We start from the raw sequence: 18,719 nt of genomic DNA, 5'->3' as shown, positions 1-18,719 counted from the left end.
ACGGCATCGTTTTCAAAAAATTTATCGATATAAATCAGTCATTTGGATAAAATCTGTTAAGTCATGGTTAACAGACCACTAAATTTGAGGATTGGAGTAAGACTCGCGTCAGGTTACGTTTTTTTTACCAACAACGCGGCGGCGGACGGAGCGGTAAAATGATCGTAGTGGTTGACAATCGTGAACTGGTCACGAGTGGATATCAGTCTCTTTTTGCACGGGAAGGCGTGTCCACTGCAACGTTTGGAGCGAGCGAGTTTCGCGACTGGGTCGAAACGGCTCCCGAGGCGGATCTCTCGGCGGTCGAGGCTTTCCTCCTGGGCGATTTCGACGATCGTGCAGGCTGCCCGAGGGTGATCCGGTCGCGCTCGACGGCCCCGATGATCGCGCTTTCCGAGAGCCGCAATCTTGACGGTACGCTCGACCTCTTCGCAGCCGGTGTCGATGACGTCGTCGCCAAACCGGTGCATGTCAAGGAAATCCTCGCTCGGGTCGGCGCCATCCGCCGGCGGGAAAACGCTGAAGTGACGCGCACCGTCGTCGGCGAGATCTGCGTCTATCAGGACGGCCGCGACGCCGAAGTCGCCGGCAAGTCGATGGCTTTACCGCGCCGCGAGCGTCGCATTCTCGAGTATCTGGTCGCCAATCGCGGCCGCCGGGTGTCGAAGCAGCAGCTGTTCAACGCCATCTACGGCATCTTCGACGAGAACGTCGAAGAAAACGTGATCGAAAGCCACATCTCGAAGTTGCGTAAGAAGCTGAAAATGCGCCTTGGATACGACCCCGTGTCGTCGAAGCGTTACCTTGGGTACGGCATCGGCGTAGAGTAATCGTCAAATTATTTCGAAAGTATTAACCATAGGCGCCTTGTCGATTTATTTCGGTGAGGCGCTTTTGTTTTGTTGATTTCGGCTGAAATTGGCCAACCGAAACAGCTAGGCACAAGCTTGCCGGCCTATCCGTTACGGAAATCGATCGGTTGCGGAGCCTTGCGGAATGAGCATCAACGGCGTTTTCAGAACGAGCGTTTCGGGAATGAACGCGCAGGCCAACCGCCTGTCTGTCATTTCGGACAACATCTCGAATTCCGGCACGAACGGCTATAAGCGCAGCGAGGCGGAATTCTCCTCCCTGGTGCTCTCCAGTCCCGGCGCCGGCGACTACAATTCCGGCACGGTCAAGACGCAGGTACGCCAGACCGTCAGCGAACAGGGCTCGATCGCCTCGACCTCTTCGTCGACAGACGCCGCGATCTCCGGTGACGGCTTCTTCGTCGTTCAGGATCAGTCCGGCCGCGAATTCTACACCCGCGCCGGCTCTTTCGTGCGCCGCACCGAGACCGGTGCGAACGGCTCGACCACCTATCTTGTCAATTCAGCCGGTTATCGCCTCACCGGCACCGATGCCAAGACCGGCGTGACCGGACCGGTCGAATTGCCGGTCGGTGAGATTGTCGCGCCGACGCCGACTACCGGCGCCAAGCTCGATCTGCAGTTCCCAGTCACTGCAAATGTCGGCGATCAGAAGACGACGTCGATCCAGGTCTATGACGCGGTCGGCACGGCCAAGACCTTGACGATGACGATGACCAAGACGGCGGCCAACCAGTGGTCGCTCGATCTCAGCGACGGCACCACGACCACGTCGTCAACGGTCACCTTCGACGGGACGAACGGTCTGCCGACGACGACCGGCAATCCGGGCACGATGAACATCACCCTCGGCACCGGTAACACGGTAGCGGTCGATTTCGGTTCGCTCACCGAGTACAATTCCGACTTTTCGGCCAAGGTCTCGAAGGATGGCAACCCGGCCGGCTACTTCCAGAGTTTCTCGATCGCCGACACCGGTGACTCGACCGGCATCATCGGTGTCATGGCGGACGGCTCGACGGTCCAGCTCTACAAGCTCAATCTGGCCCGCTTCAACAGCCCGGATCAGCTTCAGGCCGGCCCCGGCAACGTCTATTCGGCGACCTTGCAGTCCGGCAATGTCGAATACGGTGTGCCTGGCTCCAACGGCTTCGGCAGTGTCGTCTCGAATGCGGTCGAAAACTCCAACGTCGATCTCGCCAGCGAGCTGACCAACATGATCGAGTCGCAGCGCTCCTACAGCGCCAACTCGAAGGTCTTCCAGACCGGCTCGGAAATCCTCGACGTTCTGATCAATCTGAAGCGCTGATCGATCGATCGCGTCGCCTTCGAACGGAATGAATTGAGATGTCGCTTCTTTCTGCCTTCAACAGTGCCCGGTCGTCGCTGGCCACCGTTTCGCAGCAGTCGGCTCTGGTCTCGCGCAATGTCGCGAATGCCCAGAACACCTCTGCCACGCGGAAATATGCCAATCTGACGTCCCCGAACTATGGCGGGGTCTCGATCCAATCGGTGTCGCAGTCGAGCAATCAGGCGCTGTTTCGCGCTTTGACCTCGGCCAATTCGGCACTCGGCGCGTCACAGGCGACCAAGGGCGCCCTCGATTCGATCCGCGACGTCATTGGTGACACCGACTCGATCCTGTCGCCGGCCACCCGCCTTTCCAAACTGAAGGCGGCGTTGGAGCAATATGCGGTGACGCCGGAGGATCCGCAAGCCGCTCGCGCAGCGATCAATGCCGCGTCCGATCTTGCCACAAGCCTCAACTCGGCGACCACGGCGGTGCAGAAGGCGCGTTCCGACGCCGACACACAACTCGCCGATGCGGCGAGCCAGATGAACAGCTTGCTCAAGCAATTCGAAAAGCTCAATGGTCAAATCGTGGCGGGCACCGCCACCGGCCAGGACGTGACCGACCAGGTCGATCGCCGCGATCAGATCGTCGATCAGTTATCGAACTATGTCGGCCTGAACGTCCAGGTCCGCGCTGGCAACGACATGACGCTCTACACCGATTCGGGCATCACGCTTTTCGAGACGACGGCGCGGCAGGTCGAATTCACACCGAAGTCGAATTACGACGCGACGGTCACCGGCAACAGTTTCAAGATCGATGGCGTCGATGTCGCCGGCTCGTCCGCCGGTATGCCGGTCAAAAGCGGCACCATCTACGGCCTGCTCAATCTGCGCGACAACACCGCTGTCGCCTTCCAGGGCCAGCTCGACGAGACCGCCAACGCGCTGGTCAAAGCCTTTTCGGAAACCGATTCGAGCGGCGCCAGCTATTCCGGCCTGTTCTCGGTCAAGGCTGACGGCTCCAGCACCGATCTTTCGACGATCACCTCGAAGACCGGCTTCGCCGGCTTGTTGCGGGTGTCGTCAGCCGCGGTCGCCGATCCGAACCTGCTTCGCGACGGCAATATTTCCGGCCAGGGCATTGTCTACAACACGGACGGTACGGCGGGTTTTGCCGGTCGGCTGAACGATTTGACCGACGGTCTCGACGCCGAGCAGACCTTCGATGGCAGCTATGGCGCCGGCGATTCGGGCACGATCGGCAATTATATCGCCGCCTCGGTCGGTTGGCTCGAGGACAAGCGCTCCACCGCCCACAACGACGCCGAATATCAGGAAACCGTCCAGTCCCGGGCGAAGGAAGCCCTTTCCAACGTCACCGGCATCAATATCGACGAGGAGATGTCGCACCTCCTCGACCTCGAACGGTCCTACCAGGCGTCGGGCAAACTGATTTCCACCGTCGGCGACATGATCGATTCGATCCTCAAGATCACCTGAGGCGGCGTGAAATGACCAACTTCCTGATTTCCAATTATTCGCTGCTGTCTGCACCACGCACCGCCGTCTCCAAGATTCAGCAGGAGCTGGCAATCATGCAGAAGCAGGCGACCACCGGCCGTCTCGCGGATGTCGGCCTGGCGCTTGGTCTGCGCACCAACCAGTCGATCTCGCTGCGCTCCGAGCAGGAGAGCGTCGAGCGTCAACGCGACACCAACGCCATCGTCTCGCAGCGCTTTTCGATCATGCAGGACGCGCTGAAATCGGTCGCTGACACCGGCAACAAATTTCTCTCCTCGCTCATCGCCAACGGCACCAACGAGCCGGGGATTGCCGCCAACGAGCAGCAGGCGATGGCCAGTCTGCAGTCCTTCATGGGCGCCTTGAACAGCTCGTCGGGCTCCCGCTTCTTGTTCTCGGGCGCTGCGACCGACAAATCCGCGATCAGCTTCAAGACGGCGGCCGGCAATAGCGTGAAGACCTATTTCGACGGATCGACGGCCCAGGATGCGACCGCTGCGGCGTTCTCGTCGGCCTTCGGTATCTCCCAGAGCGATTCTGGCGTCGCCAATATTTCCGAGGCGGACCTCAAGTCGTTCCTCGACGGTCCGTTCGAGAACCTGTTTTCGACCGGTGCCGGCGGCGGCTGGACGACCAATTGGTCGAATGCCGACGACAACACGGTCACCGCGCGCATCAGCGACAGTGAATCGGTGAAGACGTCCTATTCGTCGAACCAGGAAGCGTTTCGCAACATCGCCAAGGCTTACGTGATGCTGTCCGATCTGGGCGCCGACAAGATGCAGGAAGGCGCACGCCAGCTTCTCACAAGCCGGGCGATCGAAACTCTGAGCAAGGGGCTCAGCCAGTTGACCCAGCTCCAGGCGGAGGTTGGTGGCAATCAGAATCGTGTCGATCAGGCCAATCAGGGTTTGGATGCGCGCAAGACCGTTTTGACCATGTCGATCTCGAATCTCGAGGATGTGGATCCGTACGAGGCGAGCACGCGGGTGACCGGCCTGCAGACCCTGCTGGAGACGTCTTATTCGCTGACCGCGCGGATCTCGCGGCTCAGCTTGCTGAACTACCTCTGAGCCGTCTGGCGACGACGGAGATGAGCGAGCGTCGGGCATCTGCCCGCGATCGCCTGCCGGGCTCTGGCCCGGCCGCATGAAACTTTCGCCGGCGTTTTCCCGAGCGCCGCAGTCACCAACGACCGGAGGGCACCATGTCGGCGCCGCTCCGCAGCCGATCAACGGTTTGAAACGAGCCCGCATGTCAAGGCCGAAGGCCACTGCGCGGGTAGGATCAAGGGGTAGGAATGTATCAGTTCTCCTATGCGGAAATCTCTGAGGACACGGAGATCAACGCACGCGAACGCGAGCGGCAGGCGCTCGATCACTCGATCGATCTTCTGAAGCGCGCGGAGAAGAACGGCCCGCGATCCCGTGATGCGATCGAGGCGATCTACATGACACGCAGCCTCTGGGCGATCCTTGTCGAGGATCTGTCCAGCGCCGAAAACGGCCTGCCGGAGACGCTGCGCGCCGAACTGATTTCGATCGGGCTCTGGATCATGCGCGAGGCGGAAGCGATCCGTCTTGGCCGGTCGACGAATTTTTCAGGCATCATCGAAATCACCACTCTGATCCGCGACGGACTGAATTGACCATGTCAACTTTGCGCATTTCTCTTCGTGCCGGTGAACGCATCTTCGTCAACGGCGCCGTCCTCAAGGTCGATCGGAAGACGACTTTGGAGTTCCTCAATGACGTCACCTTTCTCCTGGAAAGCCACGTCATGCAGGCCGAGCATGCCCGCACTCCGATGCGGCAGCTCTATTTCATCGTCCAAATGATGCTGATGGATCCCAACAGCATCGGGGCGGCAATGCAGCTGTTCGACAAGGCCCATCCGGCCATGCTGAAGACCTACAGCAACCGCGACATCATCGACGGTTTGCTTGAAGTCGAAGAGCTGATCGGCCGCGGCCGCAGCTTCGAGGCGCTGAAGCGGATCCGCTCGATGATTCCGATCGAGGATCACATTCTCGGCGAGATCAACAACGCACCGGGCGGCATCACCAAGTTCGAGCCGCCGGTTCGCATGGCGGCGGGAGCGTGAGATGACCGTATCCCCGGTGTCGGCGACGCAGCAAGCGAGTGCAACGAGTGGCACTGCGGGCAGTGGTAGCACTACCGCCGGTCCGCAGATGGACTACAACTCGTTCCTCAAGCTGCTGGTTGCCGAGATGTCCAATCAGGATCCGCTCAACCCCACTGATTCGACCCAGTATGTGGCGCAGTTCGCCACTTTCTCCTCGGTCGAGCAGTCGATCAAGACCAACGCCAAGCTCGATTCGATGATGGCGGTTTCGGCGCTTACCCAGGCCAATTCGCTGATCGGCCGGACGGTGGTTGCGGCGGATGGCAGCAACGGCGGCGTCGTCGCCGGCGTCAAGGCGGGCTCGTCGGGCATCGAGGCGGTGCTGAAGAACGGTGACACCGTGACGCTGGGGTCGGGAACCGAGGTGTACTGACGATGAACGAGGCTGAGGCAATCACCATCGTTCAGTCCGCGGTCTGGACGATTGTCGTGGCCTGCGGGCCGGCGGTCGCCGCGGCGATGGGCGTCGGCGTCGTCATCGCGCTGTTCCAGGCACTGACCCAGATCCAGGAGGTGACGCTCACCTTCGTCCCGAAGATCCTCGCGATCTTCGTGGTGATCGCGATGACCGCGTCTTTCACCGGTGCGCAAGTCTACGCCTTCACGAAAGAATCCTATTCCCGCATCGAGACCGGCTTCGACCGCTGACGGCTCGGCCGTCGTTTCTCTGCGCATCGATCGCGCCCGTCCGCCACCGCCGTGGCGGGCGGGCGTCGTCGTTTCGCCGCCTGCGACCAGCCTGAAGCAATCTTGATTTGCGACGAGTGTTCGTGAGGACGCGCATGCCACGCGCGGCTCGGCATTGGTGGGCGGCGCGAACGCGATGTTCGATCGCGCCGACGCAGAAAATCAAGGGATCGAAGCGTCGAATCCGTGCGAGCGGCGGGGGCTTCAGAAGCGTTCAAAGAGCCGATTGGGTGGCATGATGGCCGTCGACATTCTCAAGCCGGGACTGCCTGGTCCGCAGAACAGCAGCCAGGCGAGGAACGCGAGCAATCGCGAAATCGGCTTTGCGGTGGCGGTCGTCCTGATCCTGACGATCCTGTTCATTCCGATTCCGCCGTTTCTGATCGATATCGGCCTGTCCTTCTCGGTGGCCCTGTCGATCCTGATCCTGATGGTCGCCTTGTGGATCCAAAAGCCGCTGGAATTTTCGGCCTTTCCGACCGTCCTGCTGCTCGCCACCATGCTGCGCCTGTCGCTCAATATCGCGACGACCCGCATGATTCTGTCCCAGGGCCATGAAGGTGTGAACGCTGCCGGTCACGTGATCGGCGGCTTTTCGCAATTCGTCATGGGCGGCGACTTCTTCATCGGCATCATCGTCTTCGTCATTTTGATCACGGTGAACTTCCTCGTCATCACCAAGGGTGCAACGCGTATCGCCGAGGTCGGCGCGCGCTTCACCCTCGATGCGATCCCCGGCAAGCAGATGGCGATCGATGCGGATCTATCCGCCGGCCTGATCGATGAGAAGGAATCCCAGCGCCGCCGCAAGGAACTCGAAGAGGAAAGTTCCTTCTTCGGTTCGATGGACGGTGCGTCGAAATTCGTGCGCGGCGACGCGATCGCCGGCCTGATCATCACCGCCGTCAACGTCTTCGGCGGCATCGTCATCGGTATCACCCGCTACGGGATGGATGCCAGCTCCGCCGCCGACGTCTTCACCAAGCTGTCGGTCGGCGACGGCCTGGTCTCGCAGATTCCGGCGCTGATCGTCTCGCTGGCGGCCGGTCTTTTGGTCTCCAAGGGCGGCACGCGCGGCGCGGCTCAGACCGCGGTGCTCGGCCAGCTCGGCTATTATCCGAAGGCCTTGTCGCTCGCCGCCGGACTGATGGGCATTCTCGCCCTGCTGCCGGGCCTCCCCTTCCTGCCGTTCTTCTGCACCGGCGCGCTGATGGCCTTCGTCGCCTGGACCGTGCCCAAGAAGCGCCGCCAGGAAGAGGAGGCGGCCGCCGCCAAGAAGGCGGCCGAGAGCCAGCTCGCCGCCGAGGTGGAGAAGGACTCGGTCAAGGAATCGCTGAAGATCGTCGAGATCGAGCTGGTGCTCGGCAAGCAGACCGCCGCCCACATGATGGCCAAGCGCGAGGAACTCGGTCGGCGGGTGCAGAAGATGCGCAAGCGCTTTGCCTCGCGCTACGGCTTCGTGGTCCCGGAAATCAAGCTGTCGGACGATCTGACCATCGAGCCGAAATCCTATCAGATCAGGATCCATGGCACGACGATCGCCGCGCAGCCACTGCGCCTCGGCGAAATCATGATCGTGCTTGGCGATGCGCCCGGCCCGGACGTGCCGCACGATGTGACCAAGGAGCCAGCCTTCGGCATGCGCGCCGCCTGGGTGTCGGAGAGCTTCGCATCGGAGCTGAAGCGCCAGGGTTTCGAGCCGATCGATACCTTGTCGATCGTCCTCACCCATCTGTCCGAGGTGATTCGCAACAATCTGGCGCAGCTTCTGTCCTACAAGGACATGCGCACGCTGCTCGATCGGTTGGAGAGCGAATACAAGCGCCTGATCGACGAGATCATCCCGACGCACATGTCCTATTCGGGCTTGCAGGCGGTGCTCAAACTGCTGCTCGCCGAGCGCGTCTCGATCCGCAATCTCAATCTGATCCTCGAAGCCATCGCCGAAATCGCGCCGCATGTGCGCCGCTCCGAGCAGATCGTCGAGCATGTGCGCATGCGGATGGCCCAGCAGATCTGCGGTGACCTCCTGCACAATGGCAAGCTCTCGGTCTTGCGGCTCGGCAATCAGTGGGATCTCGCTTTCCATCAGGCGCTGAAGCGCGACGCCAAGGGCGATGTGGTCGAATTCGACATCGATCCGCGGCTGGTGGAACAGTTCGCCGGCGAGGCGACGACGGTGATCCGCGCGAAGATGGATCAAGGCGAGTCCTTCGTCCTCGTCTCGGCGCCGGATGCGCGGCCTTATGTGCGGATGATGATCGAGCGGATCTTCGTCAACCTGCCGGTGCTCAGCCATGTGGAGATCGCGCGCGGTGTCGATATCCGGCCGATCGGTTCGATCTCGTGATCGGCGATCTGCCCGATATCGTTTTGTCGCTGTTCCTGATTTTTTGTCGGGTCGGGGCCTGCCTGATGGTGTTGCCGGGCATTTCGTCGGCCCGTATCCCGCCGCAGATCCGCCTGTTTTTGTCCTTTGCCGTCTCGATGGCGCTGGCGCCGACGGTGCTGCCCTTCGTCGAGCCGCTGGTGCGCAACGGCAATGACGCGACCCAGCTTCATCTGATCTTCTCCGAGGCGATGATCGGCTTTTTCATCGGCATGTTGGGGCGCATCTTCATGCTGGCGTTGAACTTTGCCGGCCACGTCGTCGCCAACTCGATCGGCATGGGACAGTCGCTCGGCTTGGCGATCGAGGATCACGAGCAATCCGCCGCGATCACCTCGCTGATCACGCTCACGGCGACGACGCTGATCTTCGTGCTCAACCTGCATGCCGAGATCGCCCGGGCGCTCGTTGCCTCCTACAGTTCGCTTTCCCCCTCGATCGGCTTTGTGCCGCGGGCGAGCCTGATCGCCGTCACCGACAAGCTGTCGGACACCTTCATGCTCTGCCTGCGGATCTCCAGCCCGTTCATCCTCTACGCGGTGGTCGTCAACTTCGCCATCGGCCTGGCCAACAAACTGACACCGACAATCCCGGTCTACTTCATCTCGCTGCCGTTTGTTCTAGCCGGCGGCGTGGTGCTGTTCGGCTATACGATCGGCGATTTCCTGACGATCTTCATGCAGGCCTTCCAGAACTGGGTGTTGAACGGATGAGTGACGCGGCCGACCGTGTGAAGAGGCTGAACCGCATTCTCAAGGTCCAGGCGCAAAAGCGGCTCTTGGAAGAGTGGCGGATCGGCCAGCTGCGCGAGCAGCGCGCGGCTTTGGAAAAAAGCGACGCCGAGATCTTGGCGAGCCTCGATATCGGCAATGCGTTGCATGGCTTGTTTCTCGGCGCGAAGGTCAACAACTTGCGGCGCAACGAGACCGAGCGGCAAAAGGCGGTGGCGGAGGAAAGCGCTGTCGAGGCCCGCTTGCGAGACGTGCGGCGGGTGGAAAAGAGCATCGAGAAGGTGCGCGATCGCACCAAGCGCGAAGCGGGCGCCGAGGCCGAGGCCGAGCAGCGCGACGCCAGCATCGATGCCTTCCTTGCCCGAACGGCATCAAGCTTCGAATAAGCCGGACGCAATAGAACCGATGGGACGGCTCATCAGAAATTCGCGGTGTCCAGCGCATCATGACGATCAACACCGATTTTTCGCTCAAGCTCGCGGCGCTTGCCCAGGCCAAGACCCAGGCCTTGACGAAGGCGAGCGAGCGCAAGACCGGCGCGGCGGAAAAGAGCGCGGCGGCGAGTTTTGCCGCGGCCCTCGACACCGCGAAAGCCACGGACGAGAGCGCGGCGACGAGCGCGCCTGCGGCGATCCATCCGCTCGTCAAGCATGAGGCCCGCAAGGTCGGACCGCTCGAGCAGTTCGAGGGCTTCGTTCTGCGCAGCTTCGTCGAATCGATGCTGCCGGACAAATCCTCGGGCTTTTTCGGCAAGGGCACGGCCGGCGAGATCTGGCGCTCGATGCTGGCCGATCAGATCGGCAAGGAAATCGCCGCCTCCGGCGGTATCGGCATCGCCGATGTCATTGCCAAGAAGGAAGGCATTCACACCGGCACCCCGCATCATCGCGCCGAAGGTGTCCGCGGTGTCGACGCCCTGAACGGCGAACGAAACACCGAGGCTGGGCTGGCGACGGGATCCGACAAGAATCGCCTGTGACGCGCTCCGGCGGGCGCATGGGAAGAAAAAGGGACGGCAGACATGTATCAGGTTATCGATAAGGCGGCGGAACGATTGGAGGCGATCCTCGCGCTCGAGATCGACGCGCTGCGCGGCCAGATCAGCGAGCCGCTGGCCGAGCTGACCAGCCGCAAGAACTACTGCCTTCTGGAGTTCAGCCGGCTGTCGCGATCGCTTGCCGGCCAGGCCGAGGTCGATCCCCGGATCGAGACGCGTCTGCGCAGCCTCAAGGCGGCGCTGAACGAGAATCAACGGGTCCTCGATCTGCACGTCAAGGCCAGCAACGAGATCGGCAGTGTGATCGCCAAGACGATCGCCGCCGCCGATTCCGACGGCACCTACACCACTGCCGTCCTGCGTCGAGGCTGAAGCCGTGATCAAGCTCATCGGAGTGGGTGTCTGGGCGGCCCTCGTCGCGCTCGGCTCGAGCTATCTCATGAGCGCGCTGTTCGCACCGACCCCGGTTGCCGCGGAGAAAAAGGCGCCGACCTATTTCGATGGGCTCGACTATCGCTCGACCGACAGCGTCACTATTCCGATGATTTCCGACGAGACGATCAAGGGCTATATTCTCGCCCGCTTCGTCTACACGATCGATGGCACGATCGGGAACAAGCTCAAGGTGCCGCCGGATCCGTTTATCCTCGACGAAGTGTTCCGCCGGCTCTATTCGACCGACAATTTCGACTTCGACCATCCCGAGAAGTTCGACCTGAAAGCCCTGACCGACGGCATTCGCGACGCGGTCAACAAGCGCTATGGCATGAAGCTCGTGCATGAGCTGATGGTCGAGCAGTTCGACTATATCGCCAAGAAGGATGCCCGCGGCGCCGGGGCCGGGGCCGGCGAGAATCCGGCGTCCGTCGTCAAGATTGGGGCGCCGGCACACTGACAGCGTGGAGCGGCGGGCAGGCGCGATCGAGCCATGGTCCGGATCGCCGCCGCCGGCGGGCTCAATCGGTCAGCGCGTAATATCGACCGGTGAGGCGCAGGGTCTCGGCGCGGGTGGGCTTTATCTCGCTGCCGATGAACCGCACACCCGCCTCGCGCCCGCTCTCCCAGACCAACGCCACTTGCCAGAATTTCAGTTCGACCTCGTCGAGCAGCAGGAAACGCCTGGGCAGCGGGCGATCGCCGATGCGGCGGATGCGAGCGCCGCCCTTCGAAAGGTCGTAGAGCGTTCCCTCGTCGAGGAATTGGCGCGACATGCCGGCGATCTTGACTGGTCGCAGCCGGGTGCGCCGTCGCGGATAGACGCGGTTGTCGTCTGCGAACCATCCCATGTGGCATTCCTCGAGTCTGAGCGGCGAACTGTCGGATAAATCGGCGCGCCGCCAGGGCAGGGCGACGAATGAAGAGCGGTCTAGCGAGAAAAGATTAACCTGCGGCTGCGATGGTTGAAGACATGGAGGGGCATGAGGCGGCCTCCAGTCGCTCAAGTCCAGTCCGAGGTCGTTTCATGTCGTCCGTCAACGCGACCGCTAGGTTGCTTCATCCACCCCGCTCCGCTTCTGCCGAACGCGACGCCGCGGCGAAGTCGGACCGGTTGATCAAGGCGCTTTCGATGTGCCTATTCGTCCTGTCCATCGGCTTCTTCTCGGTGGTTACGACGATTTCCTACATCAATCCCGGCTATTTCGACCGCCTGCTGATGCAGCAAATGGCCGATGCCGATATCGATCCGATCGCTGTCGGCTCGACCAGCAAGGCCGACGACACCATCGAATCGCCGCCGGTCGCCGCGCTCCCTGTGCCGAAGATCGTCCGGCCCTGGACGCTGAAGCCGAAGGACTTTTCAATCGTGATGGTGTTTGGTGACGAAGCCCATCTCGCTTCGCCTGGTGAGCTGTGGCGGGTCGAGGTCGGCACCGAGGTGCCGGGGCTCGGCAAGATCCTCGCCATCGAGCCCAACGATCACGGCGGTATCGTCAAGGCCGAAAAGGCGACCCTCGTCGGCGTCCCGCATTAAGTTCTCGGGCCGTGGATGAACCGGCGGCCCGATCACAGACAAGCTTTGATCAGCCGGTGAGCTTCGCCTTGAAGCGCTCGGCGACGGCATCGCCCATGGCGGTGGTGCCGACGTGCCGGCAACCCGCAGCCATGACGTCACCGGTACGGATGCCTGCTTGAAGCGTTTCGGCAATGGCGGCCTCCAGAGCGTCGGCCTCCGGGATCATCTCGAACGAGTAGCGCAGGCCCATGGCGAACGAGGCGATCATCGCCAACGGATTGGCCTTGCCCGTGCCGGCGATGTCCGGTGCCGACCCATGGACCGGCTCGTAGAGCGCTTTGCGCTTGCCGGTCTTGGCGTCGATCGCGCCGAGCGAGGCGGAGGGCAGCATGCCGAGCGAGCCGGTCAGCATCGCCGCGATGTCGGACAGCATGTCGCCGAACAGATTGTCGGTGACGATGACGTCGAACTGCTTGGGCGCCCTGACCAGCTTCATGCCGCCGGCATCGGCAAGCTCATGTTCGAGCGTCATCTCGGCATATTCGTCCTTGTGGACGCGGGTGACGACCTCGTTCCAGAACACGCCCGACTTCATCACGTTGCGCTTTTCCATCGACGTGACCTTGCCGCGGCGGGTCTTGGCGAGGTCGAAGGCGGCCCTGGCGATGCGCTCGATTTCGTATGTCTCGTAGACCTGGGTGTCGATCGCCCGTTTCTGGCCGTTGCCGAGATCGATGATCTCCTTTGGCTCGCCGAAATAGACGCCGCCGGTGAGTTCGCGCACGATCAGGATGTCGAGGCCTTCGATGATCTCGCGCTTCAGCGAGGAGGCATCGGCGAGCGCCGGATAGCAGATGGCGGGCCTGAGATTGGCGAACAGCTCCATCTCCTTGCGCAGCCGCAGGAGCCCAGCCTCAGGGCGTTTGTCGTAACCGACGCCGTCCCACTTCGGCCCGCCGACAGCGCCGAACAAGACCGCATCGGCGGCCTGGGCGAGAGACATGGTCGCCTCGGAGACCGGGGCGCCTTCCGTATCGAAGGCGGCGCCGCCGACCAGAGCTGTCTCGGTTTCGAAGCCGGCGTCCAAGACCGTGTTCAGAACGCCGATCTGCTTCTCGACCTCGACCATGATTTCGGTGCCGATGCCGTCGCCGGGAAGAAGGAGGAGCTTGCGCGATGCCATGGGGGCTCTCAATGGTTGGGACTGAGGATCAGGTCATGTGACGAACGCTGGCATAGAGTTTGCTGCCGGGCTTTGCAACAACGCCACCGGGTGCATTGAGCTCTCGGCGATGGCCGGTGCGCCCGCCGCCAAAACTCCTCGAAATGACCATAATCGATCAAGCTTCGCTTAACGCTATCGGCGTCAAATAGGGCCTCGTTTCGATCGTTTGTCCTGCCCTGAGACCGCCTTGGACGGGCGCCCCGTGCGCCGGTGCCAGGTGGGAGTTTGACCGTTGCATCTGTTTATTCCGTCGCGCATCGCCGACAATCTGACCGTCACGCTGGTGCTCGTCGCCCTGCTGTTCGCCACGCGCCTCGTGGCCGAGGCCGTGTTCACCCGGCGGGCCGATCCGGCGACGATGCGGCGGCGCAAGTTCACCATCCGGGCGATTGGCAACGTCATCCTCGCCGTCGGGCTGCTGGCGATATGGCTGTCCGAGATTCAGGACATGATGCTGTCCTTGACGGCGGTTCTCGTCGCTTTCGTCGTCGCCACCAAGGAGCTGATCATGTGCGCGGCGGGCTCGATGCTGCGCTTCGGCGGCCATCTGTTCAAGGTCGGCGACCGGATCGAGCTTGGCGGCATCCATGGCGAGGTGATCGATCACGGTCTGTTTTCAACGACTATCGCCGAATTGCCGTCGCACGCCTTGGGCGCGTCCGGCACCGGCCGAACCGTGATGCTGCCGAATTCGGTGCTGCTCACCGGCGTCGTGCGCGTCGAAGCGCAACCGCGGCATTACGCGCCGCATCGCTTCATCCTGACTCTCGAGCATCCCCAGGCGCCGGGCCGGGTGATCGCCGCCCTTGAGACGGCGGCAGAGAACGCGCTTGGCGCTGATCGTGAGCTTGCGGCGCGCTTCCATCAGTACGCGGCGCGCAAGGCGGGATTCGATACCGCCGGGCCGACGACCGAAGTCTCGGTGACGACCAGCGATCTCGGCAAGCTGCAGTTCCATGTGATGATCTACTGCCTCGTCAAGGATGCCCGCGGGATCGAGCAGACGATCCTGCGCACTGTGCTCGACGAACTCGCGATTGGAGCCGTTGCGCGGGAGGGGCGCCCGGCTGGCGCCGAGGCGATGCTGTCGGAACTCGCCCGGCAGCTGCGCGATGGGCAACACAAGGGCCGCGGCACGGCGGCGAGGGCCGCCTAAAGCCCCTTTTCTTCGTTTATCAGCTGAGAAAATATTCATTTCGTCTATGAAGTCGGCAATCTGTGGCCGGCGTCATCGCGCATGCCTGCAGCGCACGGACGGCAGACCATCTCTCGGGGGCAATGCGGGACAGTGGGCCGTTCCAACCGACAACAATCCGTCATCAAACTGGCATGAACCATGCTACGCCTGCCTTGTCGCGGTCGCGTGGCCGTGACGTGTGAGTTTGAAAGGATCATGATGAACCGCCGGAATTTCGTCGCCCGCATCGCGGCAGCAGCACTCGCCCTGACCGCGGCTGTCACGGTTTCGCCCGCTCTGGCCGACGGTCTGGCCGGCATTCTGCAGCGTGGGACGCTGCGGGTGGCCGTGCCCCAGGACTTTCCGCCCTTCGGCAGTGTTGGAGCCGATATGAGCCCGCAGGGCTATGACATCGATATGGCCGAACTCGTCGCCGGCAAGATGGGCGTGAAGCTTCAACTCGTTCCGGTCACCAGCACCAACCGCATTCCCTACCTGCAGACCAACAAGGTCGATCTCGTCATCTCCAGCCTCGGCAAAAATCCCGACCGTGAGAAGGTGATCGACTTTTCCGACGCTTATGCGCCCTTCTTCAACGGCGTCTTCGGCCCGAAGGACAGCGGTATCGCCAAGCCGGCGGATCTTTCCGGCAAGATCGTCGGCGTGACCCGGGGCTCGGTCGAGGATCTGCAGCTGTCAAAGATCGCGCCGAAGGATGCGACCATCAAGCGTTATGAGGATAACAACGGCACGATCTCGGCCTTCCTGTCCAATCAGGTCGACGTGGTCGCCACCGGCAACGTCGTTGCGGCTGCGATTTTGAAGCGCAATCCGCCGCGCCAGCCGGATTCCTTGTTCCTGATGAAGAATTCGCCCTGCTATGTCGGCCTATCGAAGGGCGAGCCGAAGCTGATGGCGAAGGTGAACGAGATCATCGCCGAGGCGAAGAAGGACGGCTCGCTCGACAAGGTCAGCGAAAAGTGGCTCGGCGCGAAGCTGCCGAAGGATCTTTAACCACATCGTGAAGCGCTCTTGGCGCGTGCCGCGCGCGATCGGCGGGGGCTCCCTTTGTCGATCGCCCGGCGCGCCGAAGGCGGCGTCTTCCTGATCTGACGGCGCAATCAGCGGACTGACCGTGACCTATAGTTTCAACTTCATGTGGCTCGCCACCTATTACCCGGTTATCGTCAAGGGCATTCTGATCACCCTTGAACTGACGATCGTCGGCGGCGTTCTTGGCATTGCACTCGGCATTTTGTGCGCCTTCGTCAAGCTCTATGGCACGGCGCCGCTGCGCGTTGTCGTTGCCACCTATGTCGAATTGATCCGCAACACGCCGTTTCTGGTGCAGCTGTTCTTCATCTTCTTCGGCCTGCCGGCGCTCGGCATTCGGCTTGGCGAGTTGGAGGCGGCAAATATCGCCATGGTCGTCAATCTCGGCGCCTATGCCTGCGAGATCATCCGGGCCGGCATCCAGGCGACGCCGAGGGGCCAGTTCGAAGCCGGCGCCAGCCTTGCCATGTCGCGGCTCGAAACCTTTCGCCATGTCGTGCTCGTCCCGGCGTTGCAGCGGATCTGGCCGGCGCTGTCCTCGCAGGTGGTGATCGTCATGCTCGGCTCGGCCGTCGTCTCGCAGATCGCCGCCCAGGATCTGACCTATGCCGCGAACTACATCGAGTCGCGGACCTTCCGCTCCTTCGAGGCCTATTCCGTCACGACGGCGATCTATCTGATCCTCGCCATCCTCGTGCGACAGGCGATGGCCGGCGTCGGCCGGCTGGTATTTCCGCGAAGGGTGTCTCGATGACCGATTTCACTCTGTGGGACATCGTCCGTAATCTCCTCTTCGCCCTGCGATGGACCGTGCTTCTGTCGCTCGTCTCGTTCGTCGGGGGCGGTGTGATTGGTCTCTTGGTGCTGTTTGCCCGGATCGCCAAGCGGCGTTTCGCGCGCCTGCCGGCCAAGCTCTATATCGAGTTGTTTCAAGGCACGCCGCTGCTGATGCAGCTCTTTTTGGTGTTCTTCGGCCTCGGTCTCTTCGGCATTTCCGTGCCGGCTTGGCTCGCCGCCGGGGTGGCGCTGGTCTTATGGACTGCGGCGTTTCTCGGCGAGATCTGGCGCGGCTGTGTCGAGGCGATCGCCAAGGGGCAGTGGGAAGCGTCGGCGAGCCTCGGCATGAGCCGGCTGGAGCAGATGCGCCATGTCATCCTGCCCCAGGCGCTCAGGATCGCCGTGCCGCCGACGGTCGGTTTCTCGGTTCAAGTGGTCAAAGGCACCGCGCTCACCTCGATCATCGGCTTCATCGAACTGACCAAGGCCGGCACCATTATCACCAACGCCACCTTTCAGCCCTTCACCGTCTATGGGCTGGTGGCGCTGTTCTATTTTGCGCTCTGCTGGCCGCTGTCGCTGACCAGCCGGCTCCTCGAAAGAAAGCTGCATGTCTCTCATCGCCATCACTGACGTCCGCAAGAGCTTCGGTCAGACCGAGGTGCTGAAGGGCATCGACCTCGACATTGAGCCGGGTGAGGTGATCGCGATCATCGGCAAGAGCGGTTCGGGCAAATCGACGCTTTTGCGCTGCATCAACGGCCTGGAGACGATCAATGGCGGCAGCATCGCGGTCGCCGGCGTGCACGTTTCCGGCGAAGATCGGCAGCTGCGGGAGTTGCGGCTGAAGGTCGGAATGATCTTCCAGCAGTTCAATCTGTTTCCGCATCTGTCGGCGGGCCGCAACGTGATGCTCGCCCAAACGGTGGTGAAGAAGACGCCGAAGGAGGAGGCGCGCCGGATCGCCGAAGAGATGCTCGACCGCGTTGGTCTCGGCAACCGCTTCGACGCTTTGCCGGAAGAACTCTCCGGTGGTCAGCAGCAGCGGGTGGCGATCGCGCGGGCGCTCGCCATGAAACCGGCGGCGCTCTTGTGCGATGAGATCACCTCCGCTCTCGATCCTGAACTGGTCGCGGAAGTGCTGCAGGTGGTGCGCAAGCTCGCGGAGGAGGGCATGACGCTGATCACCGTCACCCACGAGATGAATTTTGCCCGCGAGGTCTGCTCGCGGGTGGTCTTCATGCATCTCGGCAAGGTGCATGAGATCGGCCCGCCGGAGGCGGTGTTCGGTGCCCCGAAGACGCCGGAGCTGCGGCAGTTCCTCGGCATGCAATGAGCTGGAACGGGCCTGTGGTGGCCCTGTCGTTCTGCGCTCCTACCGGGTCTGCAGATGCTGGACCGCGCGGTGCAGCTCCGGCGGTCGTGGCAGTTCGGCATGTCGGTGCGCGGCGGCTTCGAGCGCCTGAAACGTCTCGACCGGGAACGGCGTGACCTTGGGCGTTTCGCCGCGCTGGTCGATCGACAGTGACAGGCTTTCCAGCGTCGCGGCGAGCCACCCGTCTGCGTGGTGCATCTCCTGGAAGAGATGCAGGCGTTTGGCGTCGAGGCCGACGATGCGGGTGGTCACCACGACCTCGGCCGCGGGCGGGACTTCCTTCAGATAGCGCACATGCGCCTCGGCTGTGTAGGTGGTGAAGCCGGTGCGGGCGCGATACTGTTCGCCAAGGCCGATGGCGTCGGAGAACGGATCGAGCCCGCGATCGAAGAGTACGTGATAATAGGCCAGGTTGAGATGGCCGTTGTAGTCGATCCAGGCCGGTTCGACCGCGAGTTCGGGCGAGCGGAATGGCACAGGGATAATCTCAGGCATCGGGGCGGCTCTTTTGGCGCGGCGG

The 18,719-nt window shown here is 62.2% G+C and carries 23 protein-coding genes; 20 read left to right on the top strand and 3 right to left on the bottom strand.

Features of this window, described 5'->3' with window-relative positions:
- The first annotated feature begins 158 nt into the window (after positions 1-158).
- The 14 genes from J1C48_RS01535 (at position 159) to J1C48_RS01470 (ending at position 11,533) form a co-directional block, all read left to right on the top strand.
- Positions 159-830: a response regulator transcription factor gene (locus tag J1C48_RS01535; RefSeq protein WP_207255883.1), complete on the top strand. Its 672-nt coding sequence runs from the start codon at positions 159-161 to the stop codon at positions 828-830.
- A 166-nt stretch (positions 831-996) separates the two neighbouring features.
- Positions 997-2,181 (top strand): flagellar hook protein FlgE, encoded by a 1,185-nt coding sequence (locus tag J1C48_RS01530; RefSeq protein WP_255679387.1) that lies wholly within the window; start codon positions 997-999, stop codon positions 2,179-2,181.
- 38 nt (positions 2,182-2,219) lie between these two features.
- A complete protein-coding gene (gene flgK / locus J1C48_RS01525) occupies positions 2,220-3,668 on the top strand; it encodes a flagellar hook-associated protein FlgK (protein ID WP_207255881.1) in 1,449 nt (482 codons plus the stop codon).
- Between the two features lie 11 nt (positions 3,669-3,679).
- Positions 3,680-4,762, top strand: a complete 1,083-nt coding sequence (locus tag J1C48_RS01520; RefSeq protein ID WP_207255880.1) for a flagellar hook-associated family protein — start codon at positions 3,680-3,682, stop codon at positions 4,760-4,762.
- A gap of 227 nt (positions 4,763-4,989) precedes the next feature.
- The gene (gene flaF / locus J1C48_RS01515; RefSeq protein ID WP_207255879.1) at positions 4,990-5,337 is read left to right on the top strand and encodes a flagellar biosynthesis regulator FlaF; all 348 of its coding nucleotides are present in this window, start codon (positions 4,990-4,992) and stop codon (positions 5,335-5,337) included.
- Positions 5,338-5,348: 11 nt separating this feature from the next.
- On the top strand, positions 5,349-5,792 hold the full coding sequence (flbT, locus tag J1C48_RS01510) for a flagellar biosynthesis repressor FlbT (RefSeq protein WP_207256116.1): 444 nt from the start codon (positions 5,349-5,351) through the stop codon (positions 5,790-5,792).
- Position 5,793: 1 nt separating this feature from the next.
- Positions 5,794-6,207, top strand: coding sequence for a flagellar hook assembly protein FlgD (flgD, locus tag J1C48_RS01505; RefSeq protein WP_207255878.1), 414 nt, complete (start codon positions 5,794-5,796; stop codon positions 6,205-6,207).
- Positions 6,208-6,209: 2 nt separating this feature from the next.
- Positions 6,210-6,482, top strand: a complete 273-nt coding sequence (locus J1C48_RS01500; RefSeq protein ID WP_207255877.1) for a flagellar biosynthetic protein FliQ — start codon at positions 6,210-6,212, stop codon at positions 6,480-6,482.
- A 277-nt stretch (positions 6,483-6,759) separates the two neighbouring features.
- Entirely contained in the window at positions 6,760-8,871 is a 2,112-nt protein-coding gene (gene flhA / locus J1C48_RS01495; RefSeq protein ID WP_207256115.1) for a flagellar biosynthesis protein FlhA, read from the top strand.
- Positions 8,868-9,623 carry a flagellar biosynthetic protein FliR gene (locus J1C48_RS01490; RefSeq protein WP_207255876.1) on the top strand — a complete coding sequence of 252 codons (756 nt, stop codon included), beginning with the start codon at positions 8,868-8,870 and terminating at the stop codon, positions 9,621-9,623. Before flhA ends, J1C48_RS01490 begins: the two co-directional genes overlap by 4 nt.
- Entirely contained in the window at positions 9,620-10,027 is a 408-nt protein-coding gene (locus tag J1C48_RS01485; protein ID WP_207255875.1) for a hypothetical protein, read from the top strand. Before J1C48_RS01490 ends, J1C48_RS01485 begins: the two co-directional genes overlap by 4 nt.
- 59 nt (positions 10,028-10,086) lie before the next feature.
- Positions 10,087-10,620 (top strand): rod-binding protein, encoded by a 534-nt coding sequence (locus tag J1C48_RS01480; RefSeq protein WP_207255874.1) that lies wholly within the window; start codon positions 10,087-10,089, stop codon positions 10,618-10,620.
- Positions 10,621-10,662: 42 nt separating this feature from the next.
- Positions 10,663-11,010 (top strand): hypothetical protein, encoded by a 348-nt coding sequence (locus J1C48_RS01475; RefSeq protein WP_207255873.1) that lies wholly within the window; start codon positions 10,663-10,665, stop codon positions 11,008-11,010.
- A 4-nt stretch (positions 11,011-11,014) separates the two neighbouring features.
- Positions 11,015-11,533 carry a hypothetical protein gene (locus tag J1C48_RS01470; RefSeq protein WP_207255872.1) on the top strand — a complete coding sequence of 173 codons (519 nt, stop codon included), beginning with the start codon at positions 11,015-11,017 and terminating at the stop codon, positions 11,531-11,533.
- A 61-nt stretch (positions 11,534-11,594) separates the two neighbouring features.
- On the opposite strand, the gene J1C48_RS01465 is transcribed toward J1C48_RS01470, so the two are convergent.
- Complete coding sequence (locus tag J1C48_RS01465; RefSeq protein ID WP_207255871.1) at positions 11,595-11,924, bottom strand: hypothetical protein; 330 nt, start codon at positions 11,922-11,924, stop codon at positions 11,595-11,597.
- A gap of 281 nt (positions 11,925-12,205) precedes the next feature.
- Here J1C48_RS01465 and J1C48_RS01460 point away from each other — a divergent pair, with 281 nt between their 5' ends.
- Positions 12,206-12,610: a hypothetical protein gene (locus J1C48_RS01460; protein ID WP_207255870.1), complete on the top strand. Its 405-nt coding sequence runs from the start codon at positions 12,206-12,208 to the stop codon at positions 12,608-12,610.
- Positions 12,611-12,659: 49 nt separating this feature from the next.
- On the opposite strand, the gene leuB is transcribed toward J1C48_RS01460, so the two are convergent.
- Positions 12,660-13,775 (bottom strand): 3-isopropylmalate dehydrogenase, encoded by a 1,116-nt coding sequence (gene leuB, locus J1C48_RS01455; RefSeq protein ID WP_207255869.1) that lies wholly within the window; start codon positions 13,773-13,775, stop codon positions 12,660-12,662.
- A gap of 274 nt (positions 13,776-14,049) precedes the next feature.
- Here leuB and J1C48_RS01450 point away from each other — a divergent pair, with 274 nt between their 5' ends.
- The 5 genes from J1C48_RS01450 (at position 14,050) to J1C48_RS01430 (ending at position 18,160) form a co-directional block, all read left to right on the top strand.
- Positions 14,050-14,973: a mechanosensitive ion channel family protein gene (locus J1C48_RS01450; RefSeq protein WP_207255868.1), complete on the top strand. Its 924-nt coding sequence runs from the start codon at positions 14,050-14,052 to the stop codon at positions 14,971-14,973.
- Positions 14,974-15,210: 237 nt separating this feature from the next.
- Complete coding sequence (locus J1C48_RS01445; protein ID WP_207255867.1) at positions 15,211-16,008, top strand: transporter substrate-binding domain-containing protein; 798 nt, start codon at positions 15,211-15,213, stop codon at positions 16,006-16,008.
- A gap of 121 nt (positions 16,009-16,129) precedes the next feature.
- Positions 16,130-16,801 carry an ABC transporter permease subunit gene (locus J1C48_RS01440; protein ID WP_207255866.1) on the top strand — a complete coding sequence of 224 codons (672 nt, stop codon included), beginning with the start codon at positions 16,130-16,132 and terminating at the stop codon, positions 16,799-16,801.
- Positions 16,798-17,457 (top strand): amino acid ABC transporter permease, encoded by a 660-nt coding sequence (locus tag J1C48_RS01435; RefSeq protein WP_207255865.1) that lies wholly within the window; start codon positions 16,798-16,800, stop codon positions 17,455-17,457. The genes J1C48_RS01440 and J1C48_RS01435 overlap by 4 nt, the downstream gene beginning before the upstream one ends.
- The gene (locus J1C48_RS01430; protein ID WP_207255864.1) at positions 17,435-18,160 is read left to right on the top strand and encodes an amino acid ABC transporter ATP-binding protein; all 726 of its coding nucleotides are present in this window, start codon (positions 17,435-17,437) and stop codon (positions 18,158-18,160) included. Before J1C48_RS01435 ends, J1C48_RS01430 begins: the two co-directional genes overlap by 23 nt.
- A gap of 39 nt (positions 18,161-18,199) precedes the next feature.
- Here J1C48_RS01430 and J1C48_RS01425 read toward each other — a convergent pair whose 3' ends face one another.
- On the bottom strand, positions 18,200-18,694 hold the full coding sequence (locus tag J1C48_RS01425) for a thioesterase family protein (protein ID WP_207255863.1): 495 nt from the start codon (positions 18,692-18,694) through the stop codon (positions 18,200-18,202).
- Between the last annotated feature and the right edge of the window lie 25 nt (positions 18,695-18,719).

Origin of the sequence: Jiella flava, from assembly GCF_017349315.1 — a bacterium.
In the GTDB taxonomy this organism is placed as follows: domain Bacteria; phylum Pseudomonadota; class Alphaproteobacteria; order Rhizobiales; family Rhizobiaceae; genus Jiella; species Jiella flava.
Note: the sequence above shows the minus strand (reverse complement) of the source record. Positions and strands in the feature narration are given on the sequence as shown.